Origin of the sequence: Petropleomorpha daqingensis, assembly GCF_013408985.1 — a bacterium.
Classification (GTDB): Bacteria; Actinomycetota; Actinomycetes; order Mycobacteriales; family Geodermatophilaceae; genus Petropleomorpha; species Petropleomorpha daqingensis.
This window is the reverse complement of sequence record NZ_JACBZT010000001.1, coordinates 3,233,159-3,251,704: the sequence shown is the minus strand read 5'-3', so window position 1 is coordinate 3,251,704 and position 18,546 is coordinate 3,233,159. Positions and strand designations below refer to the sequence as shown.

Genomic DNA, 18,546 nt, shown 5'->3' with positions numbered 1-18,546 from the left:
TGGAGCTGTGCGCGTCACGTGCACAGCTCCACTCCGTACCTCAGGCGGCTCCGTCCATCGGCGGCTGCCGGTGGGTGCGCGGCGCCAGTCGCCACGCGGCGTAGGCCGGCAACCCCTCGCGGAAGCGCTCGCCGAGGTCGGTCCGGCGGCCGTCCGCGGTGAGGTCCGGTAGCCCGCGAGCCCGCTGGAGGGCGAAGGCGGCGTGCCCGAGCTTCGCCGCGATGCCGAGCCGGCGGTGCTCGGGAGCGACGTAGATCTGGTTGATCAGCCCACGCCGCGGCCACCAGCGCAGCGCGGCGACCTGGTGCTCGCCGACCACGCCGAGGGCGCGCGCAGCGGCGTCGTCCAGCAGGGTCCCGTCGGCGTGCCGCGCGTCGGAGAACGCGACCAGCGTGGTGGCGGCCGGATCGGCGTGCGGTTCGGGCACCTCGACGTACCAGAGCAGCGGCGCGGCAGGCAGCCGGACGTCGAGCGTCAGCACCCGCCCGGTCCGGCCGTCGGAACGGACGGCGACCAGCCAGTCGGACGGCCGGCGTGCACCGGGCAGGTCGACCACGGCCCGGGGCGGGAACTCACCGGACAGCACCCCGACGAGGGTGCGCACCTCCGGCTGCCCCGGCTCCTCGGGATCGAGGAGCCGGGCCCACCAGGCGTCAGGCCCGCCCACGTGCCCTCCGGCGCAGCACGTTCACCGCGACGACGATCGCGACGACGAGCAGGAGCCCGAAGCCGATCAGCCCGACCTCCGGGATGCTGCTGCTCTCGGTCTGCAGAGCCGGGGTGTCGGCGGCCGGCGGTGCCGCCAGCGCCTCGGCGGCCGGCGACGGGGTCGAGGCGCCGGCGGACGACGGCGCGGCGGGCGGGGCGGCCGGCGCCGGGTCGTCGGTGGGCGCGCTCGCCGTGCCCTGGTCGGCGGCGGCGACCCGGCCGCCCGGTGCGCCACCCGGTGCCACCGATGCGCTGCCCGACGTGCCGGTCGTGCCCGTCGGGCCGGTCGTGCCGTTGGTGTTCCCCGTCGTGCCGGTCGGGTCGCTGGTGGGTGGGGTGTCGGTGGACCCGGTGTCGCCGGGAGTCGTGGTCCCGTCGCCGTCCGCCGGCGGGGTGGTGCCGTCGTCGCCCGCCGGAGGGGTCGTGGTCTCACCCGGGACGACGGCCGCGTGCAGCAACCGCTGGACGGTGACCGGCCCGCCGTCGTCCTGGGCCCCCGGCGGGGTCACCTCGACGGTGAACTCCTCGTCCGCGTCGTATCCGTCGGGGGTGGTCCCCGGCGTCAGGGTCCAGGTGCCGGGGAGGAAGAAGCCGGCGAAGGAGACCAGGCCGTCGTCCCCGCTGGTCTCGACGGCATCGGCCGCCGCGACCGGCTGCCCGTCCGGCCCGGGCAGGTGCGGGTAGTCCTGACCGGTCAGCTGGTACTCCGCGCCCGGGACCGGCTGACCGCTGTCCGCGTCGAGGATCTCCGCGACGACCGCGGTGCGGAACTGCGCGGCGTTCTGCACCGTGACGCCCCCCGGGCAGCCGCCGAGGAACGCCTGCAGGAACGTGCAGACGTCCAGCGTCGCGTCGGCCTCCGCCGGTGCGAGCCCGGCGACCGCCGTGGTCTGGTGCACCGTGTAGCTGCCACCCGGCAGGTAGAGCTGCCCCGCGACCGGGTCCTGGCCGACGGAGGCGTGCACGGTGCACCGCCCCGACTCGTCGGTGACGCACGTCTCCGACACCGTCGGGTCGTCGGTGCTGGTCAGGGTGAACTGGGCACCGGACAGGTCCAGGTCGCCGGGGACGTCGCCGGTCGGCTCGACCGCGATGTCGTTGGTCGGGTCCATGTCCTTCGGGAACGGACCGAACACCGGGCCGATCGGCGGCGGGTCGACCACCGGAGGCGGGGTTCCCCCGTCCGGCGGGGTGGAGGTCGCGTTCCCGTTGCCGCTGCCCACGCCGTTGCCGTTGCCGACCCCGTTGCCCGTGCCGTCCCCGACGCCGGTGCCGTTGGTGGCTCCCTGCCCGGTCCCGTTGGCGCCGCCGGTCCCGTTGCCGACGCCGTTGCCGTTCCCGGCGCCGGGCGGGGTGTTCACCGGGCCCGAGCTGGTCGGCCCGTTCGCGTTCTGGTTGCCGTTGGCGTTGCCGTTCGCGTTGCCGGGTGCCGCGGAGGCTGCGGGAGCCGTGGCGGTGGTCGCCAGCAGGAGGCCCAGACCGAGGACCGACCCCTGGGCGACCCCCCGGCGCGTCAGGAGGCGGCGGCCGGTGCGACGAGCGGGCGCGGGCATGGCGGACTCCAGGGTGGCGCGCCGACCGTCGGCGCGAGCCGGACGGCAGCCTGGCCGACCAGGACGCCCGCGAGTCCCGACACGCCGCCTGACCTCGGTGTCCGCCGGGGGCCGCTCCCGCGGTGCCCAGCCGTCACACCGGCCCCGCCGGACGTCGGCCGGAGTTGCCAAGCGGCCGGGGCGAACTGGGCGCCGCCCGCCATCCAGTACGGAACGGCGCCGGTTCGCCCGCTTGACCTGCGGGTTCAGCCCACCCCGAGCGAGCGGGCGATGAGCATCCGCTGCACCTCGCTGGTGCCCTCGCCGATCTCCAGGATCTTGGCGTCGCGGTAGAACCGGCCGACCGGGAACTCGTTCATGAACCCGTAGCCGCCGTGCACCTGGGTGGCCCAGCGGGCGTTCTCCATCGCCGCCTCGGAGCTGTACAGCTTGGCGACGGCGGCCTCCCGCTTGAACGGCTCGCCGCGCAGCATCTTCTCCGCCGCCCGGTAGTAGGCCAGCCGCGCCGTCTCGGCGCGGACCTCCATGTCGGCGATCATGAACTGGATCGCCTGGTTCTTGCCGATGACCTGGCCGAACGCCTCGCGCTGCCCGGCGTACTTCACCGACTCGTCCACGCAGCCCTGGGCCAGGCCGACCGCGAGCGCGGAGATGGCGATCCGGCCCTCGTCGAGGATCGACAGGAACTGCGCGTAGCCCCGGCCCCGCTCCCCCACCAGGTTCTCCTCGGGCACCCGGCAGTCGGAGAAGGCCAGCTCGCGGGTGTCCGAGGCGTTCCAGCCGACCTTGGAGTACCGCTGGCCGACGGTGAAGCCGGGCGTGCCGGACGGGACGGCGATCGCCGAGATCTCCTTGCCGCCGTCCGGACGGGTGCCGGTGACCGCGGTGACCGTGACCAGCTCGGTGATGTCGGTGCCGGAGTTGGTGATGAACGCCTTCGAGCCGTTGATCACCCACTGGCCGTCCTCGAGCCGGGCCGTGGTGCGGGTGGCACCGGCGTCCGAACCGCCGCCGGGCTCGGTGAGCCCGAACGCACCCAGCGCCTCACCGGCGCACAGCCGCGGCAGCCAGCGCTGCTTCTGCTCCTCGGTGCCGAACCGGTAGATCGGCATCGCGCCGAGCGAGACGCCGGCCTCCAGGGTGATCGCGATCGACGAGTCCACCCGGGCCAGCTCCTCCAGCGCGACGCAGAGGGTGAAGTAGTCGCCGCCCGAGCCGCCGTACTCCTCGGGGAACGGCAGGCCGAACAGGCCCAGCTCGCCCATCTGCCGCACGATCGCGGTCGGGAACTCGTCGCGCTCGTAGAACTCGCCGATCTGCGGGGCCACGACCTCCAGCGCGAACTCGCGCACGGTCTTGCGCAGGGCCTCGGTCTCGGCGTCGAGCCGGTAGTCCAGCATGCGGGTCACTCCCCCTCGGTGGTCGCCGGGGTCACCACGGCCACCTGCTCGTCCAGCCGCACCGGTTGGCCGGCCGTCACGGAGAGCACGGTGACGACCCCGTCGACCGGGGCGGTCAGCACGTGCTCCATCTTCATCGCCTCGACGACCAGCAGCGGGGTCCCCGCCGTCACCTCGTCGCCGACGGCCGCCTGCACCACGGTCACGGTGCCGGGCATCGGGGCGGTGACGACGCCGCCGCCGGCCGCGCCCTCGCCCGTGTCGTGCAGCCGCTCGTGCTCGCGCAGGGCGGTCACCTGGCCCTCGGCGGCCAGCCAGAGGGTGCCGCCGGTGTGGACGACGGCGAAGCGGTGCGTGACGCCGTCCAGGGTGACGGTCAGCCGGTCGCCGTCCCGGTGCGCCGACGCCGCGAGGGCGACGCCGTCCCCCACCCAGACCTGCGCGGCGGCCGCCCGCCCGCGGACCCGGACCGTCACCGGGTCGCCGCCGGCGGCCTGCAGCCGCCGCACCGTCCACGCCGGTTCGCCGAGCCGCCAGCCGTCGGGCACGTCCCACGGGTCGACGACCGGCCCGGCGGGCTCGGCCTCGAGCAGCTCGAAGAGCGCGGCGGCGGCGTGGACCGCGGCCGACGGCGGCGCCAGCACGGTGAGCGCGTCGCCGCGGCGCTCGATCAGCCCGGTGTCCAGCCGGCCGGCCGCGACGTCCCGATCGGCGAGCAGCGCCCTCAGGAACGGGGTGTTGGTGGTGACACCGAGGACGGCGGTGTGCCCGAGGGCGCCGATCAGCCGCGCCCGGGCGGTGTCGCGGTCGGGGCCCCAGGCGATGACCTTGGCCAGCATCGGGTCGTAGTCGGTGCCGACGACGCTGCCGACGGCCAGCGAGCTGTCGACCCGGATGCCGGGACCGTCCGGCTCGGCCAGCCCGAGCACGGTGCCGGCCTGCGGCAGGAAGCCGCGGGACGGGTCCTCCGCGTAGACCCGCGCCTCGATCGCGTGCCCGTCGAGCGAGACGTCGCCCTGCTCGACCGGCAGCTGCTCCCCGGCGGCGATGCGCACCTGCAGCTCCACCAGATCCAGCCCGGTGACCAGCTCGGTGACCGGGTGCTCGACCTGCAGCCGGGTGTTCATCTCGAGGAAGAAGAAGTCGTCCGGCCGGTCGGCGTCGACGATGAACTCCACCGTGCCGGCGCCGGTGTAGCCGACGGCGCGGGCGGCCTCGACCGCCGCGGTGCCCATGCGCGCGCGCCGCATCGGGTCCAGCAGCGGCGAGGGCGCCTCCTCGATCACCTTCTGGTGCCGGCGCTGCAGGCTGCACTCGCGCTCGCCGAGGTGGATCACGGTGCCGTAGGTGTCGCCGAGAACCTGCACCTCGATGTGCCGGGAGTTGCCGACGTACCGCTCGACCAGCAAGGTGTCGTCGCCGAAGGACCCGCGGGCCTCGCGGCGGGCGGCGGCGATGGCGTCGGGCAGCTCGTCGGCGGACCGCACGACGCGCATGCCCTTGCCGCCACCGCCCGCGCTGGGCTTGAGCAGCACCGGGAAGCCGGCCTCGACCGCCGCGGCGGCGACCGCGTCGTCGTCCATGCCCGGCTCGGTGCGGCCCGGGACGACCGGCACCCCGGCCGCGCTCACCGTCTGCTTGGCGCGGATCTTGTCGGCCATCGCCTCGATCGCGGCGACCGGCGGTCCGATGAACACGATCCCGGCCTTCTCGCAGGCGCGGGCGAACTCCACGTTCTCCGACAGGAAGCCGTAGCCGGGGTGGATCGCCTGCGCGCCGCTGCGGGCGGCGGCGTCGAGCACCCGCTCGATCGACAGGTAGCTCTCGGCGGCCGGGGCGGGCCCGATCGGGACGGCGACGTCGGCGACGCGGGTGTGCAGCGCGCCGGCGTCGGCCGCGCTGTAGACGGCGACGGAGCGCACGCCCATGGCGCGCAGCGTCCGGATGACGCGGACGGCGATCTCGCCGCGGTTGGCGACGAGCACGGTGTCGAACATCAGGTCCTCACATCCGGAAGACGCCGTAGCCGAGCTCGCCCAGCGGCGCGTTGGCGCACGCGGAGAGGGCGAGCCCGAGCACGGTGCGGGTCTGCGCGGGATCGATGACGCCGTCGTCCCAGACGCGGGCGGTGGCGTAGTACGGGTGCCCCTGGTGCTCGTACTGCTCGCGGATCGGCGCCTTGAACGCCTCTTCGTCGTCGGCCGACCACTCCTCGCCGCGGGCCTCGATGCCGTCGCGGCGGACCGTCGCCAGCACGCTGGCCGCCTGCTCGCCGCCCATCACCGAGATCCGCGCGTTGGGCCAGGTGAAGAGGAACCGGGGCGAGTACGCCCGGCCGCACATCGAGTAGTTGCCGGCCCCGAACGAGCCACCGATGACCACGGTCAGCTTCGGCACCCGCGCGCAGGCGACCGCGGTGACCATCTTGGCGCCGTGCTTGGCGATGCCCCCGGCCTCGTAGTCGCGCCCGACCATGAACCCGGTGATGTTCTGCAGGAACAGCAGCGGGATCGAGCGGCGGTCGCACAGCTCGATGAAGTGCGCGCCCTTCAGCGCCGACTCGGCGAACAGCACGCCGTTGTTCGCGATGATCCCGACCGGGTGGCCGTGCAGGCGCGCGAAGCCGGTGACCAGCGTCGGCCCGTACAGCGGCTTGAACTCGGCGAACCGGCTGCCGTCGACCAGCCGGGCGATCACCTCGCGGACGTCGTAGGGCGTGCGCGAGTCCGGCGGGACGACGTCGTAGATCGACTCCGGGTCGACGAGCGGCGGCTCGGTCGGCTCCACCTCCCACGGCCGCGGCTCGCGCGGGCCGAGGGTGCCGACGATCTGCCGGACGATCGCCAGCGCGTGCGCGTCGTCCTCGGCCAGGTGGTCGGTGACCCCGCTGACCCGGCTGTGCAGCTCGCCGCCGCCGAGCTCCTCCGCGGTCACGACCTCGCCGGTCGCCGCCTTCACCAGCGGCGGGCCGCCGAGGAAGATCGTGCCCTGGTTGCGGACGATGACCGCCTCGTCGCTCATGGCCGGCACGTAGGCACCACCGGCGGTGCAGGACCCGAGGACGGCGGCGATCTGCGGGATGCCGGCCTTCGACATCGTGGCCTGGTTGTAGAAGATCCGGCCGAAGTGCTCGCGGTCGGGGAAGACGTCGTCCTGCATCGGCAGGAACGCCCCGCCGGAGTCGACCAGGTAGATGCACGGCAGCCGGTTGTGCAGGGCCACCTCCTGCGCGCGCAGGTGCTTCTTCACCGTCATCGGGTAGTAGGTGCCGCCCTTGACGGTGGCGTCGTTGGCGACGACGACGCACTCGCGGCCGCTCACCCGCCCGATGCCGGTGATGATCCCGGCGGAGGGGGCGTCGCCGTCGTAGAGCCCGTGCGCGGCCAGCGGCGAGAGCTCGAGGAACCGGCTGCCCGGATCGAGCAGCGAGTCCACCCGCTCGCGGGGCAGCAGCTTGCCGCGCTCGACGTGCCGCTGCCGGGCCCGCTCCCCGCCGCCCTGGGCCGCGCGGTGCAGCTCGTCGGCCAGGTCGGCGACCAGCGCGCGGTGCGCTGCGGCGTTGCGCGCGGCGGCGTCGACGTCGGTCGTGGTGGGTCGGGGAAGCACCGGTGCGTCCACGGGCGTCAGGTTAACCGTCGTTCACGTTCGGCGTCCAGTGCTGGTGCTCAGGTGTTAACGGCGGTTAGCATGCACACATGGCCGAGAGCGTCATGGACGCCGCGCTGCACGCCGACGCGGGCAATCCTTCTCGCCGCGAGCAGATCCTGCGCGCCGCGGCGCAGCTCTTCGCCGAGCGCGGTTCGCGCAACGTCGGCGTGGACGACGTCGGCGCGGCCGTCGGGGTCACCGGCCCCGCGATCTACCGGCACTTCGCGGGCAAGGACGCGATGCTCGCCGAGATGCTGCTGCGGATCAGCGAGCGGCTCCTGGCCGGCGGCACCGAGGTCGTGGCCGCCGCCGGGGCCGACCCGCAGGCGCAGCTCCGGGCGCTGGTCGACTTCCAGGTGGACTTCGCGCTGGACAACCCCGCGCTGATCACCGTGCAGGACCGCGACCTGGGCTCACTGCCGGACGACGACGCCGCGCAGGTGCGCCGGCTGCAGCGCCGCTACGTCGAGGTGTGGGTGACCGTGCTGGCACGGCTGCACCCCGCGTCCGACGCCGAGACCTGCCGGGCGCGGGCGCACGCCGTCTTCGGGCTGATCAACTCCACGCCGCACAGCGCCGGCCGCCTCGACCGCCCCGCGATGGCCGCCCTGCTCACCGCGATGGCCCTCGCCGCCGCGACCTCATAGGCAGAAGTCGCGACTTCTGCCGTCAGGAGGTCGGCGGGTCCGGGAGCTGGAGGACCAGGCCGCTGCTCGCCGCGGCGTTGAGGCTGTCGGCGGTGCCCCCGGCGCCCTGGTCGACCCAGGACGTCTCGACGATCGTCACCACCGCGCCGCTCACCGCGCTGGCGTACTCGGCGTCGTGCAGCGCGTCCGGGGCACCGACGTACCCGGCGCCCTCGCGCAGCAGGTCGCTGACGTTGCCGGTGTTGTTCGTGTCGGCCAGGGCCTTGAGCCCCCGCGCCGACGCGCTGTCGGGCATCCGGACGTGCGAGACCGCGGCGACCACGGCCCGGCCGTCGATCTGCGCGGAGTAGAGACCGCGCGAGAGCCCCACGCAGTCGGTCTGGTCGAAGGAGTCGCCGACCTTGCCGTAGCCGTGCCCCCGGCAGGTGTCGACGACGTCGACCGCCTTGAGCGTGTAGGTGACCCCGTCGATCTGCTGCTGGAAGCCGAGCTGCGGACCGCTCGCCGAGCTCGACGCCGCCGCGCTGGCGGAGCCGGTGCCCGTGTCGCCGCCGTCGGAGCCACCCCGGCCCAGGATCAGCACGCCGCCGAGCGCGAGCAGGGCGACGACGAGGACGGCGACCGCGATGAGCAACCCGGTCCGCCGTCCGCCGCCCGAGGGCGGCGCGGGCTCGGCAGGACGCAGGTTCGGCTGCGCGGGCAGCACGGCGGTGCGCGGCACGGGCGGCAGCGCGGGCGGCGCCGGGCTCTCCGGCTCGGCGTGCGCGAACAGGCCACCGATGCCGTCGGTCTCGTCCAGGGGCGGCTGCGGCGCGGCGCCCACCGCGACCGTGTCGCGCACCGGCGACGCGGGCACCGCCGCGGGGGTCTGGCGCGCGAACACCGAACCGGGCGGCGGGGCCAGCGCGGGGCCGGTCGGGTGCACCACCGGCTGCGCGGCGGGTGGGGCGACCGGCGGCGCGGCCGCGGCGGCAGCGGCCTGCGCGGCGACGGCGGCCGCGATCGGCGACGGCGGGGCCTCGGCGGGCGGGGAGGGAGCGGGGGCCGCGGGCTCGGCCGGCGGCGGGCTGGTCGAGCCGGCGGTCATGGCCGCGGGCGCGAGCAGTTCGGGGCGGCGCAGCACGTACGGCGAGTACGGGAAGCCCTCGCCGTTGAGCTGGTCCACCGTGGGCCCGCGGCCCTCGAGGCCGAGCGCCTCCAGGGCGGCCCGGACGTCGGCGGTGGTCCACAGCCGCGGGTTGTCCACGCTCGAGTACCGGCTGGCGCGGGCGATGCCGAGCAGCAGCGACCGCGGCTCCAGCAGCGCGACCTGGTCGCCCTCGCCGAGGTCGCCGTCCGCCGGGTCGAGCCCGGAGAGCTCGCCGACCAGCACGGTCAGCCGGGCGATCCGGCCGGGCTCCAGGCCGGCGCGGCGCAGCCGCATGGCGGCCTCCATGCCGGCGCGCATCAGCCCGTCGAGCGGGGTCGACCCGCCGCCGGCCAGCTGCAGCACGTCGCCCGGCCCGGTGCCGGGCCCGATCGTCCAGGCCCCGTCGGGCTTGACGGTCACCACGCCGGTCTGGCGCACGACCTCGACGATCCGGACGACGGCCAGCCCCTCGGGCACGAGCAGGACGGCGTCGGACAGCCGCCGGTTGAGCACGCCGTCGCTGAACGGCAGCGACGCGACCACCGCCGCGCGGACGGCACCGCCGGTGTCCCACCTGGCCAGTTCCGCGAAGATCGCGCGCTCCCCCGCCGTCTGCAACGGCGCCGGGGTGAGTGCGAGCACGTGGTCCTCCGCTGGTCGGATGTGGTCGGGACGGAGCGGCGCACGGGCCTCGCGGCCGCCTCGTCCGGGTCGCCGGGGTGCACCCTCGCCGGACGCGGATCAGTGCCCGACCCTACGTGATGTGACGAGTCGGTCCCGCTCTTACACGCCGATCGGGCGGAGCGCATCTCGGGCGGCGTCGTCCCGGAACGGCTCCACCGGCTGCCTCCAGCGGACCCACCACTGGCTGCGCGCGAGCACGTCCACGAGGGCCCAGAGGACGCCGAAGCCGACCACGACCGGGATCGCCGACCACCAGTTCCACGGCGGCAGCAGGTCCAGCGCCTCCTGCCCGGCGCCGACCGCGTAGACCACGCCCGCCACCAGCGGGCCGGCCGCCCAGCCGGGCAGCCGGTACGTGACGGCCAGGTCGACCCCGACCGCGCCGACGATCAGCACGAACGGGATCGCCGAGGGCGGGAAACCGGCGCCGACGAGCGCCAGCCACGCGAGGCAGCGGTAGGCCAGGTAGACGCCGGCGACGGTCGTCGCCGTCCACCGCAGGCCGACGACCTTCCGGGCGACGACCAGCGTCAGCAGACCGGCGCAGATCAGCCAGGTGGGGTGCACCCAGGAGGGCACCGGCAGCATGAACTGGGTCGGCGTCTGCCCCTGCGAGGCGGCGAAGTCCAGCAGCGAGGGCTCGGCGGTGGTGTGCCCGGCCCGGTAGTCCCGCAACGACAGGACGCCGTACTCCTGGTGCTGGTTCGGGAAGAGCACGTTCTCGAAGAAGAACAGCCAGAGACCCAGCGAGATCAGGGTCCGCGTGCGTCCCGGCGCGGCGTACAGCCACCAGCCGCGGATCGCGCCGGCGAGCATGATCGCCGTCCCCAGGTAGAGCAGCGCGTGCGTCGGGCTCCAGCTGGTGATGTCCAGGCCGAACAGGCGGTGGTTGACGATGTCGGCCGGGATGGCGACGAGGAACAGCCCGATCCCCCACTGCATGAGCCGCAGCGCCCGCCGGTCGACGGCGTAGCCGCTGTAGCTGTGCGCCACCACCAGGGCGATCACCACCGCCGTGCCCACGGAGTTGAGCAGGTGCGGCGGGGCGAGGTCGTCGCGCAGCCACCGGAAGTGCCAGGAGACGTCCCACGACGAGCCGAGCATCTTGAGCAGGAACGCGACCAGCCAGCCGGTGTACATCCAGCGCAGCTCGGTCGGGCTCACCGGCCGCCCCGGCGTGCCCGGGGTCATGTAGGCCGACCAGAGCCAGCGGACCGTCGCCACCGGATGGGCGAGCGCCCTCCCCAGAGTGCCCGGGGCCCGCGGGACCGTCCGCGCGGTGCTGGTCGGAGCGGCCACGGGTGTTCTCCCAGGTGTCAGGACGGCGAGGAGCCCGCACCGTAACGGCGGACGAGCCGGGATCCGGGCTCCCGATCGGTGGGGGTGCGCCGGGTGCGCGTCGGCGGGACGCGCGGGACGGACGGTGCGTAATCTCGCTCCCCGTGGCGGAGAGCGCGGGACACCTGGTCTGGATCGACTGCGAGATGACGGGCCTGGACCTGGTCAAGGACAGGCTCGTCGAGGTCGCCGTCCTCGTCACCGACTCCGAGCTCAACGCGCTGGACCCCGGCCTCGACCTCGTGATCAACGCGCCGGACGACGTCCTCGACGGGATGACCGAGGTCGTCGCCGAGATGCACGCCAAGTCCGGGCTGACCGACGCCGTGCGCGCCTCGACGCTCACCCTGGCCGAGGCCGAGCAGCAGCTGCTGGCCTACATCAAGCGGTTCGTCCCCGAGCGGCGCAGCGCGCCGCTGTGCGGCAACTCGATCGGCACCGACCGCGGTTTCCTCGCCCGGGACATGCCCGAGCTCGACGACCACCTGCACTACCGGATGGTCGACGTCTCCTCGCTCAAGGAGCTGGCCCGGCGCTGGTTCCCGCGGGTGTACTTCGCCCAGCCGCCCAAGGGCCTCGCCCACCGAGCGCTGGCCGACATCATCGAGTCGGTGCGCGAGCTGGCCTACTACCGCAAGACGCTGTTCGTGGCGCCCCCCGGTCCGAGCAGCGACGAGGCGCAGGCGGCCGCCGGTGGAGTGGTCGCCTCCTACGCCGAACTGCTGGCCTCCGGCGACGCCGGGGGCGGCGCCGCCCGGGCCGCGTCGGAAGGCTGACCCCCTCCGGTATCCTTGCTCCGGTTCCCCTTCCGGCCGCCGGCCGCACGGGTCCGTGGTGGGTGTAGCTCAGTTGGTAGAGCACCAGGTTGTGGTCCTGGGTGTCGCGGGTTCAAGTCCCGTCACTCACCCTCACCGGGAAGGCCCTGGTCAGCGTGGCTGACCAGGGCCTTCCCCGTTTCCGGAACGTCGCCGCACGCTCGCCCGTTGACCACCTGCCGCTGCCCTTCGTCGAAAGAGCCATGAGTCCCGACCACAGTCCCCAGGCCACGCATCCCCACTCAGCGAACGGGGCGCGGGGCCGGTGACAGAAGTGCTCTCGCTGCTGCTCGGGGTGGCCGTGGTCCTGGGGATCACCGTCCTCACCGGCTACTTCGTGGCCCAGGAGTTCGCCTTCATGGCGGTCGACCGGGCCGGCCTGGCCGCGCGGGCGGAGACCGGCGACGCCGCCGCCCGCCGCGCGCTTTCCGTCACCCGCCGGACGTCGTTCATGCTCTCCGGCGCCCAGTTGGGCATCACCGTGACCGGGCTGCTCGTGGGCTACGTCGCCGAGCCGCTCATCGGCGAGTCCCTGGGCGCTCTGCTCGGTGGTGTCGGCATCCCGGTCGCGGTCAGCGTCGGCATCGGTGCGGTGCTCGCGCTGCTGTTCTCCACCGTCGTCCAGATGCTCTTCGGCGAGCTGTTCCCGAAGAACCTCGCCATCGCCCGCGCCGAGCCGGTGGCCCGCTGGCTGAGCGCGTCCACCACCGTCTACCTGACCGTGTTCGGCTGGCTGATCCGGGTGTTCGACCAGGCCTCGAACCTGCTGCTGCGCGTGCTGAAGATCGAGCCGGTGCACGACGTCGAGCACGCCGCCACCGCCCGTGACCTGGAGCACATCGTCGAGGAGTCCCGGGAGTCCGGCGACCTGCCGGCGGAGCTGTCGATGCTGGTCGACCGGATCCTCGACTTCCCCGACCGCGACGTCGAGCACGCGATGATCCCGAGGCCACGGGTGGACACCGTCGGCGGCACCGAGACGATCGGCCGGCTGCGGGAGCTCATGGCCTCCGGGCACTCCCGCTACCCGGTGCTCGACACCGCGACCGGCGACGTCACCGGCGTGGTGCACCTGGCCGACCTGCTGACCACCGCCGAGCCGACCACCGCCCCGGTGACCGCGATCGCCCGCGAGTGCCTGGTGGTCTCGACGTTCACCCCGCTGCCCGATGCCCTCCGCCAGCTCACCGACACCGGCAACCAGCTGGCCTGCGTGATCGACGAGTACGGCGGGTTCGCCGGGATCCTCACCCTCGAGGACCTCGCCGAGGAGCTGGTCGGCGAGATCACCGACGAGCACGACACCGACGTCGACCCCGGGTACGTGCCGGTCCAGGACGACGGCGTGTGGGAGATGGCCGGTGACGTGCACGTCGACGAGGTCGAGCGCGCCCTCGCCGTCGACCTGCCGCGCGGGCACTACGAGACGATGGCCGGCCTCGTCATCGCCGTGGCCGGCACGCTGCCCGAGCCGGGTGCGACGCTGACCGTGGAGCTGCCGCCCGACCCGGGCGACCTGGTGCACGCCGACGCGCCGGCGTCGCGGGTGCTGCACGTCGAGGTGCTCGCCGTCGACCGGCACGTGCCCTCGCGCGTCCGCCTGGAGCTGCCCCGATGAGCAACCCCTGGGTCGTCGCGGCCCTCACCGTCGTGATCGTCGCGCTGAGCGCCTTCTTCGTCGCGGTGGAGTTCGCCGCGCTCGCCGCCAAGCGGCACCGGCTCGAGGAGGCCGCGCCCGGGAGCCGCGCGGCCCGCGCCGCCCTGCGCAACTCCTCGGAGCTGACCCTCCTGCTCGCCGGCTCGCAGCTGGGCATCACCGCGGCCACGCTGGCGCTCGGCGCGATCAGCAAGCCCGCCGTGCACCACTGGCTGACCCCGCTGTTCGAGACGTGGGGTCTGCCCCTGGTCGCCGCCGACGTCGCCGGGTTCCTCCTCGCGCTGCTGCTCGTGACCTTCGTGCACCTGGTCGTCGGGGAGATGGCCCCGAAGTCGTGGGCGATCGCCCACCCGGAACGCTCGGCCACGCTGCTCGCGCTGCCGATGCGGGTGTTCATGGCGCTGTTCCGGCCGCTGCTGCGCGCGCTGAACGCGGCCGCGAACGCCCTCGTCCGGCGGGCCGGGGTGGAACCGGTCGACGAGGTGGCCGTCGGGCACAGCCCGGACGCGCTGCGCCACCTGGTCGAGCACTCGGCGAACGTCGGCGCGCTCGACGCCGGCTTCTCGGCGCAGATCTCCGGTGCGCTCGCGCTGGAGCGGATGACCGTCCGCGAGCTCGTCTCCCCGGGGGCCCGGCTGGCCGCGGTTCCGGACGACGCGGCCGTCGGCGCCGTCCGCGAGGTGACCCGCCGCACCGGCCACCTGCGGATCCTGCTCGGGACGCGGGCGCGGCTGACCGGGGTGGTGCACGTGCGCGACACGCTCACCGCGGCCGACGACGTGCCGGCGGCCGGCTTCGCCCGGCCGGTGTTCTCCCTCGACGGCGACACCACCGTGCACGCCGCGCTCAAGGCGATGCGGGAGACCCGCAACCACCTGGCCGTCGTCTCCGACGGCGGCGCGGTGCTCGGCGTCATCACGCTGTCCGACGTGCTGCGCCGGCTGTTCCCCGAACCGGACACCACCGCGGCCTGACGGTTCAGCGGCCCTGCCGGCCCTCCCCGCCGTGCACCACGATCGCCCAGATCAGGAGCACGTCGATGGCGATGATCAGGGCCGCGGCGACCGGAGCGGCCGGCAGGAACGTGAACATCACGAGCCCGCTGAGCACGGCCAGGGCGACGCCGACGATCCGGGCCCACGTCTGCCCGAACGCCAGTCCGCCACCGGCGGCCAGGAACGCGAGGCCGAGGAGCAGGTGCACCCACCCCCAGGTCGTGTAGCTCGCGTCGATCACGAGACCGCTGCTGGGCACGGAGTAGGTGGCGGCGTGGGCCAGCGCGGTGATGCCGAAGATGACCTGGAAGACCCCCACCAGGCCCATCAGCCCCCCGGTGAACCAGGCCCATCCGGAGAAGTCGTCCTCGGCGTACGTGGGGTAGGCGGAACGGGCTGTCTCGCTGCGGGGCGGGGCGGCCGCCTCGTCGCGTCGGACGTCGGCCATGGTGCAGTCCTCCTGACGGTCGCTGATGGGAGACGAGGCTCCTCGCCGAGCGGCCGCCGGTCCTCGTCCCGAGGGGGTGAGGTTCACCGGGTCCGGCCATTTCCGCCGGGCAATTCCCCCGTCGCCGGTCGCATTCATGCGAGGATCACGCCGGGCCCGGAGAAATGCGCGCGCGGAAAGCGGAGGACATGTCCGAACTCGACCGGCTGGTCAATTCCTGCCTGCTGCCCGGATTCGCCGGCCGCGCTCTCCCGGAATGGACCGTCCGCGCTCTGGGAGAAGGCCTGGCCGGGGTCTGCCTGTACGGCGCCAATCTGCCGCCGGAGGGCGGTGCGGCCGACGCCGTCGCCGGGATCAGCGCGTCGGTGCGGGCCGCCGCAGCCGACGCGCTGGTGGCCCTCGACGAGGAGGGCGGCGACGTCACCCGGCTCGAGTACCGGGTCGGCAGCAGCTACCCCGGCAACCTCGCGCTCGGGATCGTGGACGACGAGGAGCTCACCACCGCCGTGGCGACGGCGATCGGCGCCGACCTGCGCCGGGCGGGGGTGACCGTCGACCTCGCGCCGTCGGTGGACGTGAACAGCGACCCCCGCAACCCGGTGATCGGGGTCCGCTCGTTCGGCGCCGATCCCGGCCTGGTCGCCCGGCACGGGGCAGCGACCGTCCGCGGCCTGCAGGCAGCCGGGGCGGCCGCGACCGCCAAGCACTTCCCCGGCCACGGCGCGACCACCGTCGACTCGCACCTGGGCCTGCCGGTGGTCGACGTCGACGAGGCGACGTTCCGCCGCCGCGACCTGCCGCCCTTCGCCGCCGCCGTCGAGGCCGGGGTGGCGCTGGTCATGACCTCGCACGTCGTCTTCCCCGCCGTCGACGACCGGCCGGCGACGCTCAGCCGGCGGCTGCTGGTCGACGTGCTGCGCGGCGAGCTCGGCTTCGACGGCGTCGTCGTCACCGACGCGCTCGACATGGCGGGCGTGCGGGCGGCGCACGGCATCCCCCTGGCCGCGGCGCTGTCCCTGGCCGCCGGCGCCGATCTGCTGCTGCTCGGGGCCGAGGACGGCGAGGAGCACTGCGCGGCGATCCGGCGGGCGGTGGCCGAGCACGTCCGCGACGGGCGGCTCCCCGAGGCGCGGCTGCACGAGGCCGCCGGCCGGGTGGCCGCGCTGCGCGAGCGGCTCACCGCCGTCCCCGCCGCGCCGGAGGGCGACCGGGACGTCGGTCTGGTCGCCGCACGCCGGGCCCTGGTGGTTCGGAGCGTCGCCCCGCTCGAGGCCCCGGCCGTCGTCGTCGAGCTGCGGGCGGACGCGAACATGGCGGTGGGCGCGGCACGGTGGAGCCTGGCCGACCCGCTCGCCCGCCGGGGGCTGCTGGCCGAGCGCGTGACCGCCGACGCCGGCACGGCGGTCGAGGAGGTGCTGGCCCGGGCCGAGGGGCGCCCGCTGGTGGTCGCCGTCCGCGACGCCTACCGCCGGCCCGAGCAGGCCGCGTGGCTGCGGCGACTGACCGCGCTGCGGCCCGACGCGGTGACCGTCGCCGTGGGCATGCCCGACGACCTGGCGCTCGTCCCCGGACCGGCGCTGGCCACGCACGGCGCGGCGCGGGTCTGCACGGAGGCCGCGGCCGAGGCGCTCACCGCATGAGCACCCTGCTGACCGGCGGCCGCGCGCTCGACGCGGACGGGCGCGCCGACGGCCGCTGGGTGCTGCTCGACGGCGCCACGATCGCCGCGACCGGCACCGGCGAGCCGCCGTCCGCCGACGAGACCGTCGACCTCGCCGGCGCGTGGCTGACCCCGGGGTTCGTCGACCTGCACGTGCACGGCGGCGGCGGGCACGCCTTCGACGACGGCCCGTCCGCGATCCGGGCGGGGCTCGCCGTGCACCGCGCGCACGGCACCACCCGCTCGCTGGTCAGCCTGGTCGCGGCGCCGGTCGAGCGGCTGGAGAGCGCGCTCGCCGCGATCGCGGAGCTCGACGACCCGCTGGTCCTGGGCGCGCACCTGGAGGGCCCGTTCCTCGCGGCCGCCCGCTGCGGCGCGCACGACCCGCGCCACCTGCGCGCCCCATCCCCCGGAGACGTCGACCGCCTGCTCGCCGCCGGTGCCCCGCGCATGGTCACCCTGGCCCCCGAGCTGCCCGGTGGCCTCGACGCCGTCCGGCGGCTCGCCGGCGCGGGCGTCACGGTCGCCGTCGGGCACACCGAGGCGGACCTGACCACGACGGCCGCCGCCTTCGACGCCGGCGCGCGCGTGCTCACCCACGCGTTCAACGCGATGCCCGGGCTCGGGCACCGCGAGCCCGGCCCGGTGGGGGCCGCCGTGCGCGACGAGTGGGTGACGATCGAGCTGATCCTCGACGGCGCGCACGTCCACCCGGTGGTCGCCGGGCTGCTGATGGACGGCGCGCCCGGCCGGGTCGCCCTGGTCAGCGACGCGATGGCGGCCGCCGGCGGTCCGGACGGCGGCTACCGGCTGGGCGGGCAGGAGATCACCGTGCACGACGGGGTCGCCGTCCTCGCCGGGACGACGACGCTGGCCGGCTCCACGCTCACCCTCGACCGGGCGCTGCGCAACGCACTGCGTCAGGGGGTCGACCCGGTCGCCGCTGTCACCGCGGTGACCGCAACTCCCGCCCGTGCGCTCGGCCTCGGCGACCGGCTGGGCCGGCTCGCCCCGGGCTACGCCGCGGACGTCGTCGTCCTGGACGACGACTGGACTGTCCGCGCGGTGTGGGCCGCGGGCGTCAGGGTCGCTGCCACTCCGGCTTGAGCGCGTAGGTGTGCCGGTAGTAGTCGGCCAGCCGCAGCCGCACGCCGGCCGCCTCGTCGACCAGCACGCTCGCCCGCGGGTGCAGCTGCAGCGCCGAGGCCGGGCACATGCTCGACAGCGGCCCCTCCACGGCTGCCGCGACGGCGTCGGCCTTCGCCTCGCCCTGGGCGACGAGCACCAGTTCCCGCGCGTCGAGGATGGTGCCCAGACCCTGGGTCAGGCAGTGCGTCGGCACCTCGTCGGGGCCGGCGAAGAAGCGGGCGTTGTCCGCCCGGGTGCGCGGCGCGAGGGTCTTGATCCGGGTCCGCGAGGCGAAGGACGACGTCGGCTCGTTGAACCCGACGTGGCCGTTCGCGCCGATCCCGAGGATCTGGAGGTCGACGCCGCCGGCCGCGGCGATCGCGCGCTCGTACTCCGCCGCGGCCGCCTCCAGATCGGCGGCGCACCCGTCGGGCACGCGCACCTGCGCGGGGTCGAGGCGCAGCGGCTCGACGACGCTGCGGCGCAGCACCGAGGCGTAGCTCTGCGGGTGCTGGGCCGGGAGCCCCACGTACTCGTCGAGGGCGAAGCAGCGGACGCCGGAGAGGTCGAGCTCGCCGGCGGCCACCAGCCGGGCCAGCTCGGCGTAGATCCCTTCCGGCGAGGACCCGGTGGCCAGCCCGAGCACCGCGCTCGGGCGGCGCCGGACGACGGCGGCCACGCGCGCCGCCGCCAGCCGCCCGACCGCCGCGGCGTCCGGGAGCAGCACGACCTCCAC

Annotated in this window: 15 protein-coding genes and 1 tRNA gene; 7 read left to right on the top strand and 9 right to left on the bottom strand. The window is 75.1% G+C overall.

The features are described 5' to 3' along the window. Positions 1-40 precede the first annotated feature (40 nt). From GGQ55_RS28475 to GGQ55_RS16150, 5 genes are all read right to left on the bottom strand, one after another. A complete protein-coding gene (locus tag GGQ55_RS28475) occupies positions 41-667 on the bottom strand; it encodes a GNAT family N-acetyltransferase (RefSeq protein WP_179718398.1) in 627 nt (208 codons plus the stop codon). Continuing rightward, positions 654-2,261, bottom strand: a complete 1,608-nt coding sequence (locus GGQ55_RS16165) for an MSCRAMM family protein (protein ID WP_179718396.1) — start codon at positions 2,259-2,261, stop codon at positions 654-656. The genes GGQ55_RS28475 and GGQ55_RS16165 overlap by 14 nt, the downstream gene beginning before the upstream one ends. A 245-nt stretch (positions 2,262-2,506) precedes the next feature. Beyond that, positions 2,507-3,661, bottom strand: coding sequence for an acyl-CoA dehydrogenase family protein (locus GGQ55_RS16160; protein ID WP_179722802.1), 1,155 nt, complete (start codon positions 3,659-3,661; stop codon positions 2,507-2,509). A gap of 5 nt (positions 3,662-3,666) precedes the next feature. Then, positions 3,667-5,658 carry an acetyl/propionyl/methylcrotonyl-CoA carboxylase subunit alpha gene (locus GGQ55_RS16155; protein WP_179718395.1) on the bottom strand — a complete coding sequence of 664 codons (1,992 nt, stop codon included), beginning with the start codon at positions 5,656-5,658 and terminating at the stop codon, positions 3,667-3,669. A gap of 7 nt (positions 5,659-5,665) precedes the next feature. After that, positions 5,666-7,279, bottom strand: a complete 1,614-nt coding sequence (locus GGQ55_RS16150) for a carboxyl transferase domain-containing protein (RefSeq protein ID WP_179718393.1) — start codon at positions 7,277-7,279, stop codon at positions 5,666-5,668. Positions 7,280-7,356: 77 nt separating this feature from the next. Between GGQ55_RS16150 and GGQ55_RS16145 the strand changes: the two genes are divergently transcribed. Then, complete coding sequence (locus GGQ55_RS16145; protein WP_179718391.1) at positions 7,357-7,956, top strand: SACE_7040 family transcriptional regulator; 600 nt, start codon at positions 7,357-7,359, stop codon at positions 7,954-7,956. Positions 7,957-7,978: 22 nt separating this feature from the next. Here the strand turns inward: GGQ55_RS16145 and GGQ55_RS16140 are convergent, their stop codons facing one another. Both GGQ55_RS16140 and GGQ55_RS16135 read right to left on the bottom strand, forming a co-directional pair. After that, entirely contained in the window at positions 7,979-9,727 is a 1,749-nt protein-coding gene (locus GGQ55_RS16140) for a ferredoxin reductase domain-containing protein (protein WP_179718389.1), read from the bottom strand. A 141-nt stretch (positions 9,728-9,868) separates the two neighbouring features. Beyond that, complete coding sequence (locus GGQ55_RS16135) at positions 9,869-11,068, bottom strand: hypothetical protein (RefSeq protein WP_179718387.1); 1,200 nt, start codon at positions 11,066-11,068, stop codon at positions 9,869-9,871. 143 nt (positions 11,069-11,211) lie between these two features. Between GGQ55_RS16135 and orn the strand changes: the two genes are divergently transcribed. The 4 genes from orn to GGQ55_RS16115 all read left to right on the top strand — a co-directional run bounded on the left by orn (position 11,212) and on the right by GGQ55_RS16115 (position 14,553). Next, the gene (orn, locus tag GGQ55_RS16130; protein ID WP_179718385.1) at positions 11,212-11,883 is read left to right on the top strand and encodes an oligoribonuclease; all 672 of its coding nucleotides are present in this window, start codon (positions 11,212-11,214) and stop codon (positions 11,881-11,883) included. A 58-nt stretch (positions 11,884-11,941) separates the two neighbouring features. Further along, positions 11,942-12,014: transfer RNA gene (locus GGQ55_RS16125), tRNA-His, on the top strand. Between the two features lie 173 nt (positions 12,015-12,187). Beyond that, a complete protein-coding gene (locus tag GGQ55_RS16120; protein ID WP_179718383.1) occupies positions 12,188-13,540 on the top strand; it encodes a hemolysin family protein in 1,353 nt (450 codons plus the stop codon). Further along, entirely contained in the window at positions 13,537-14,553 is a 1,017-nt protein-coding gene (locus GGQ55_RS16115; RefSeq protein WP_179718382.1) for a hemolysin family protein, read from the top strand. Before GGQ55_RS16120 ends, GGQ55_RS16115 begins: the two co-directional genes overlap by 4 nt. A 4-nt stretch (positions 14,554-14,557) precedes the next feature. Here the strand turns inward: GGQ55_RS16115 and GGQ55_RS16110 are convergent, their stop codons facing one another. Further along, the gene (locus GGQ55_RS16110; protein ID WP_179718380.1) at positions 14,558-15,022 is read right to left on the bottom strand and encodes a DUF7144 family membrane protein; all 465 of its coding nucleotides are present in this window, start codon (positions 15,020-15,022) and stop codon (positions 14,558-14,560) included. A 188-nt stretch (positions 15,023-15,210) separates the two neighbouring features. Here GGQ55_RS16110 and GGQ55_RS16105 point away from each other — a divergent pair, with 188 nt between their 5' ends. Beyond that, the gene (locus tag GGQ55_RS16105) at positions 15,211-16,662 is read left to right on the top strand and encodes a glycoside hydrolase family 3 protein (protein WP_179718378.1); all 1,452 of its coding nucleotides are present in this window, start codon (positions 15,211-15,213) and stop codon (positions 16,660-16,662) included. Next, complete coding sequence (nagA, locus tag GGQ55_RS16100) at positions 16,659-17,789, top strand: N-acetylglucosamine-6-phosphate deacetylase (RefSeq protein ID WP_179718376.1); 1,131 nt, start codon at positions 16,659-16,661, stop codon at positions 17,787-17,789. The genes GGQ55_RS16105 and nagA overlap by 4 nt, the downstream gene beginning before the upstream one ends. On the opposite strand, the gene nagB is transcribed toward nagA, so the two are convergent. Then, entirely contained in the window at positions 17,764-18,546 is a 783-nt protein-coding gene (nagB, locus tag GGQ55_RS16095; protein WP_179718374.1) for a glucosamine-6-phosphate deaminase, read from the bottom strand. The genes nagA and nagB overlap by 26 nt on opposite strands.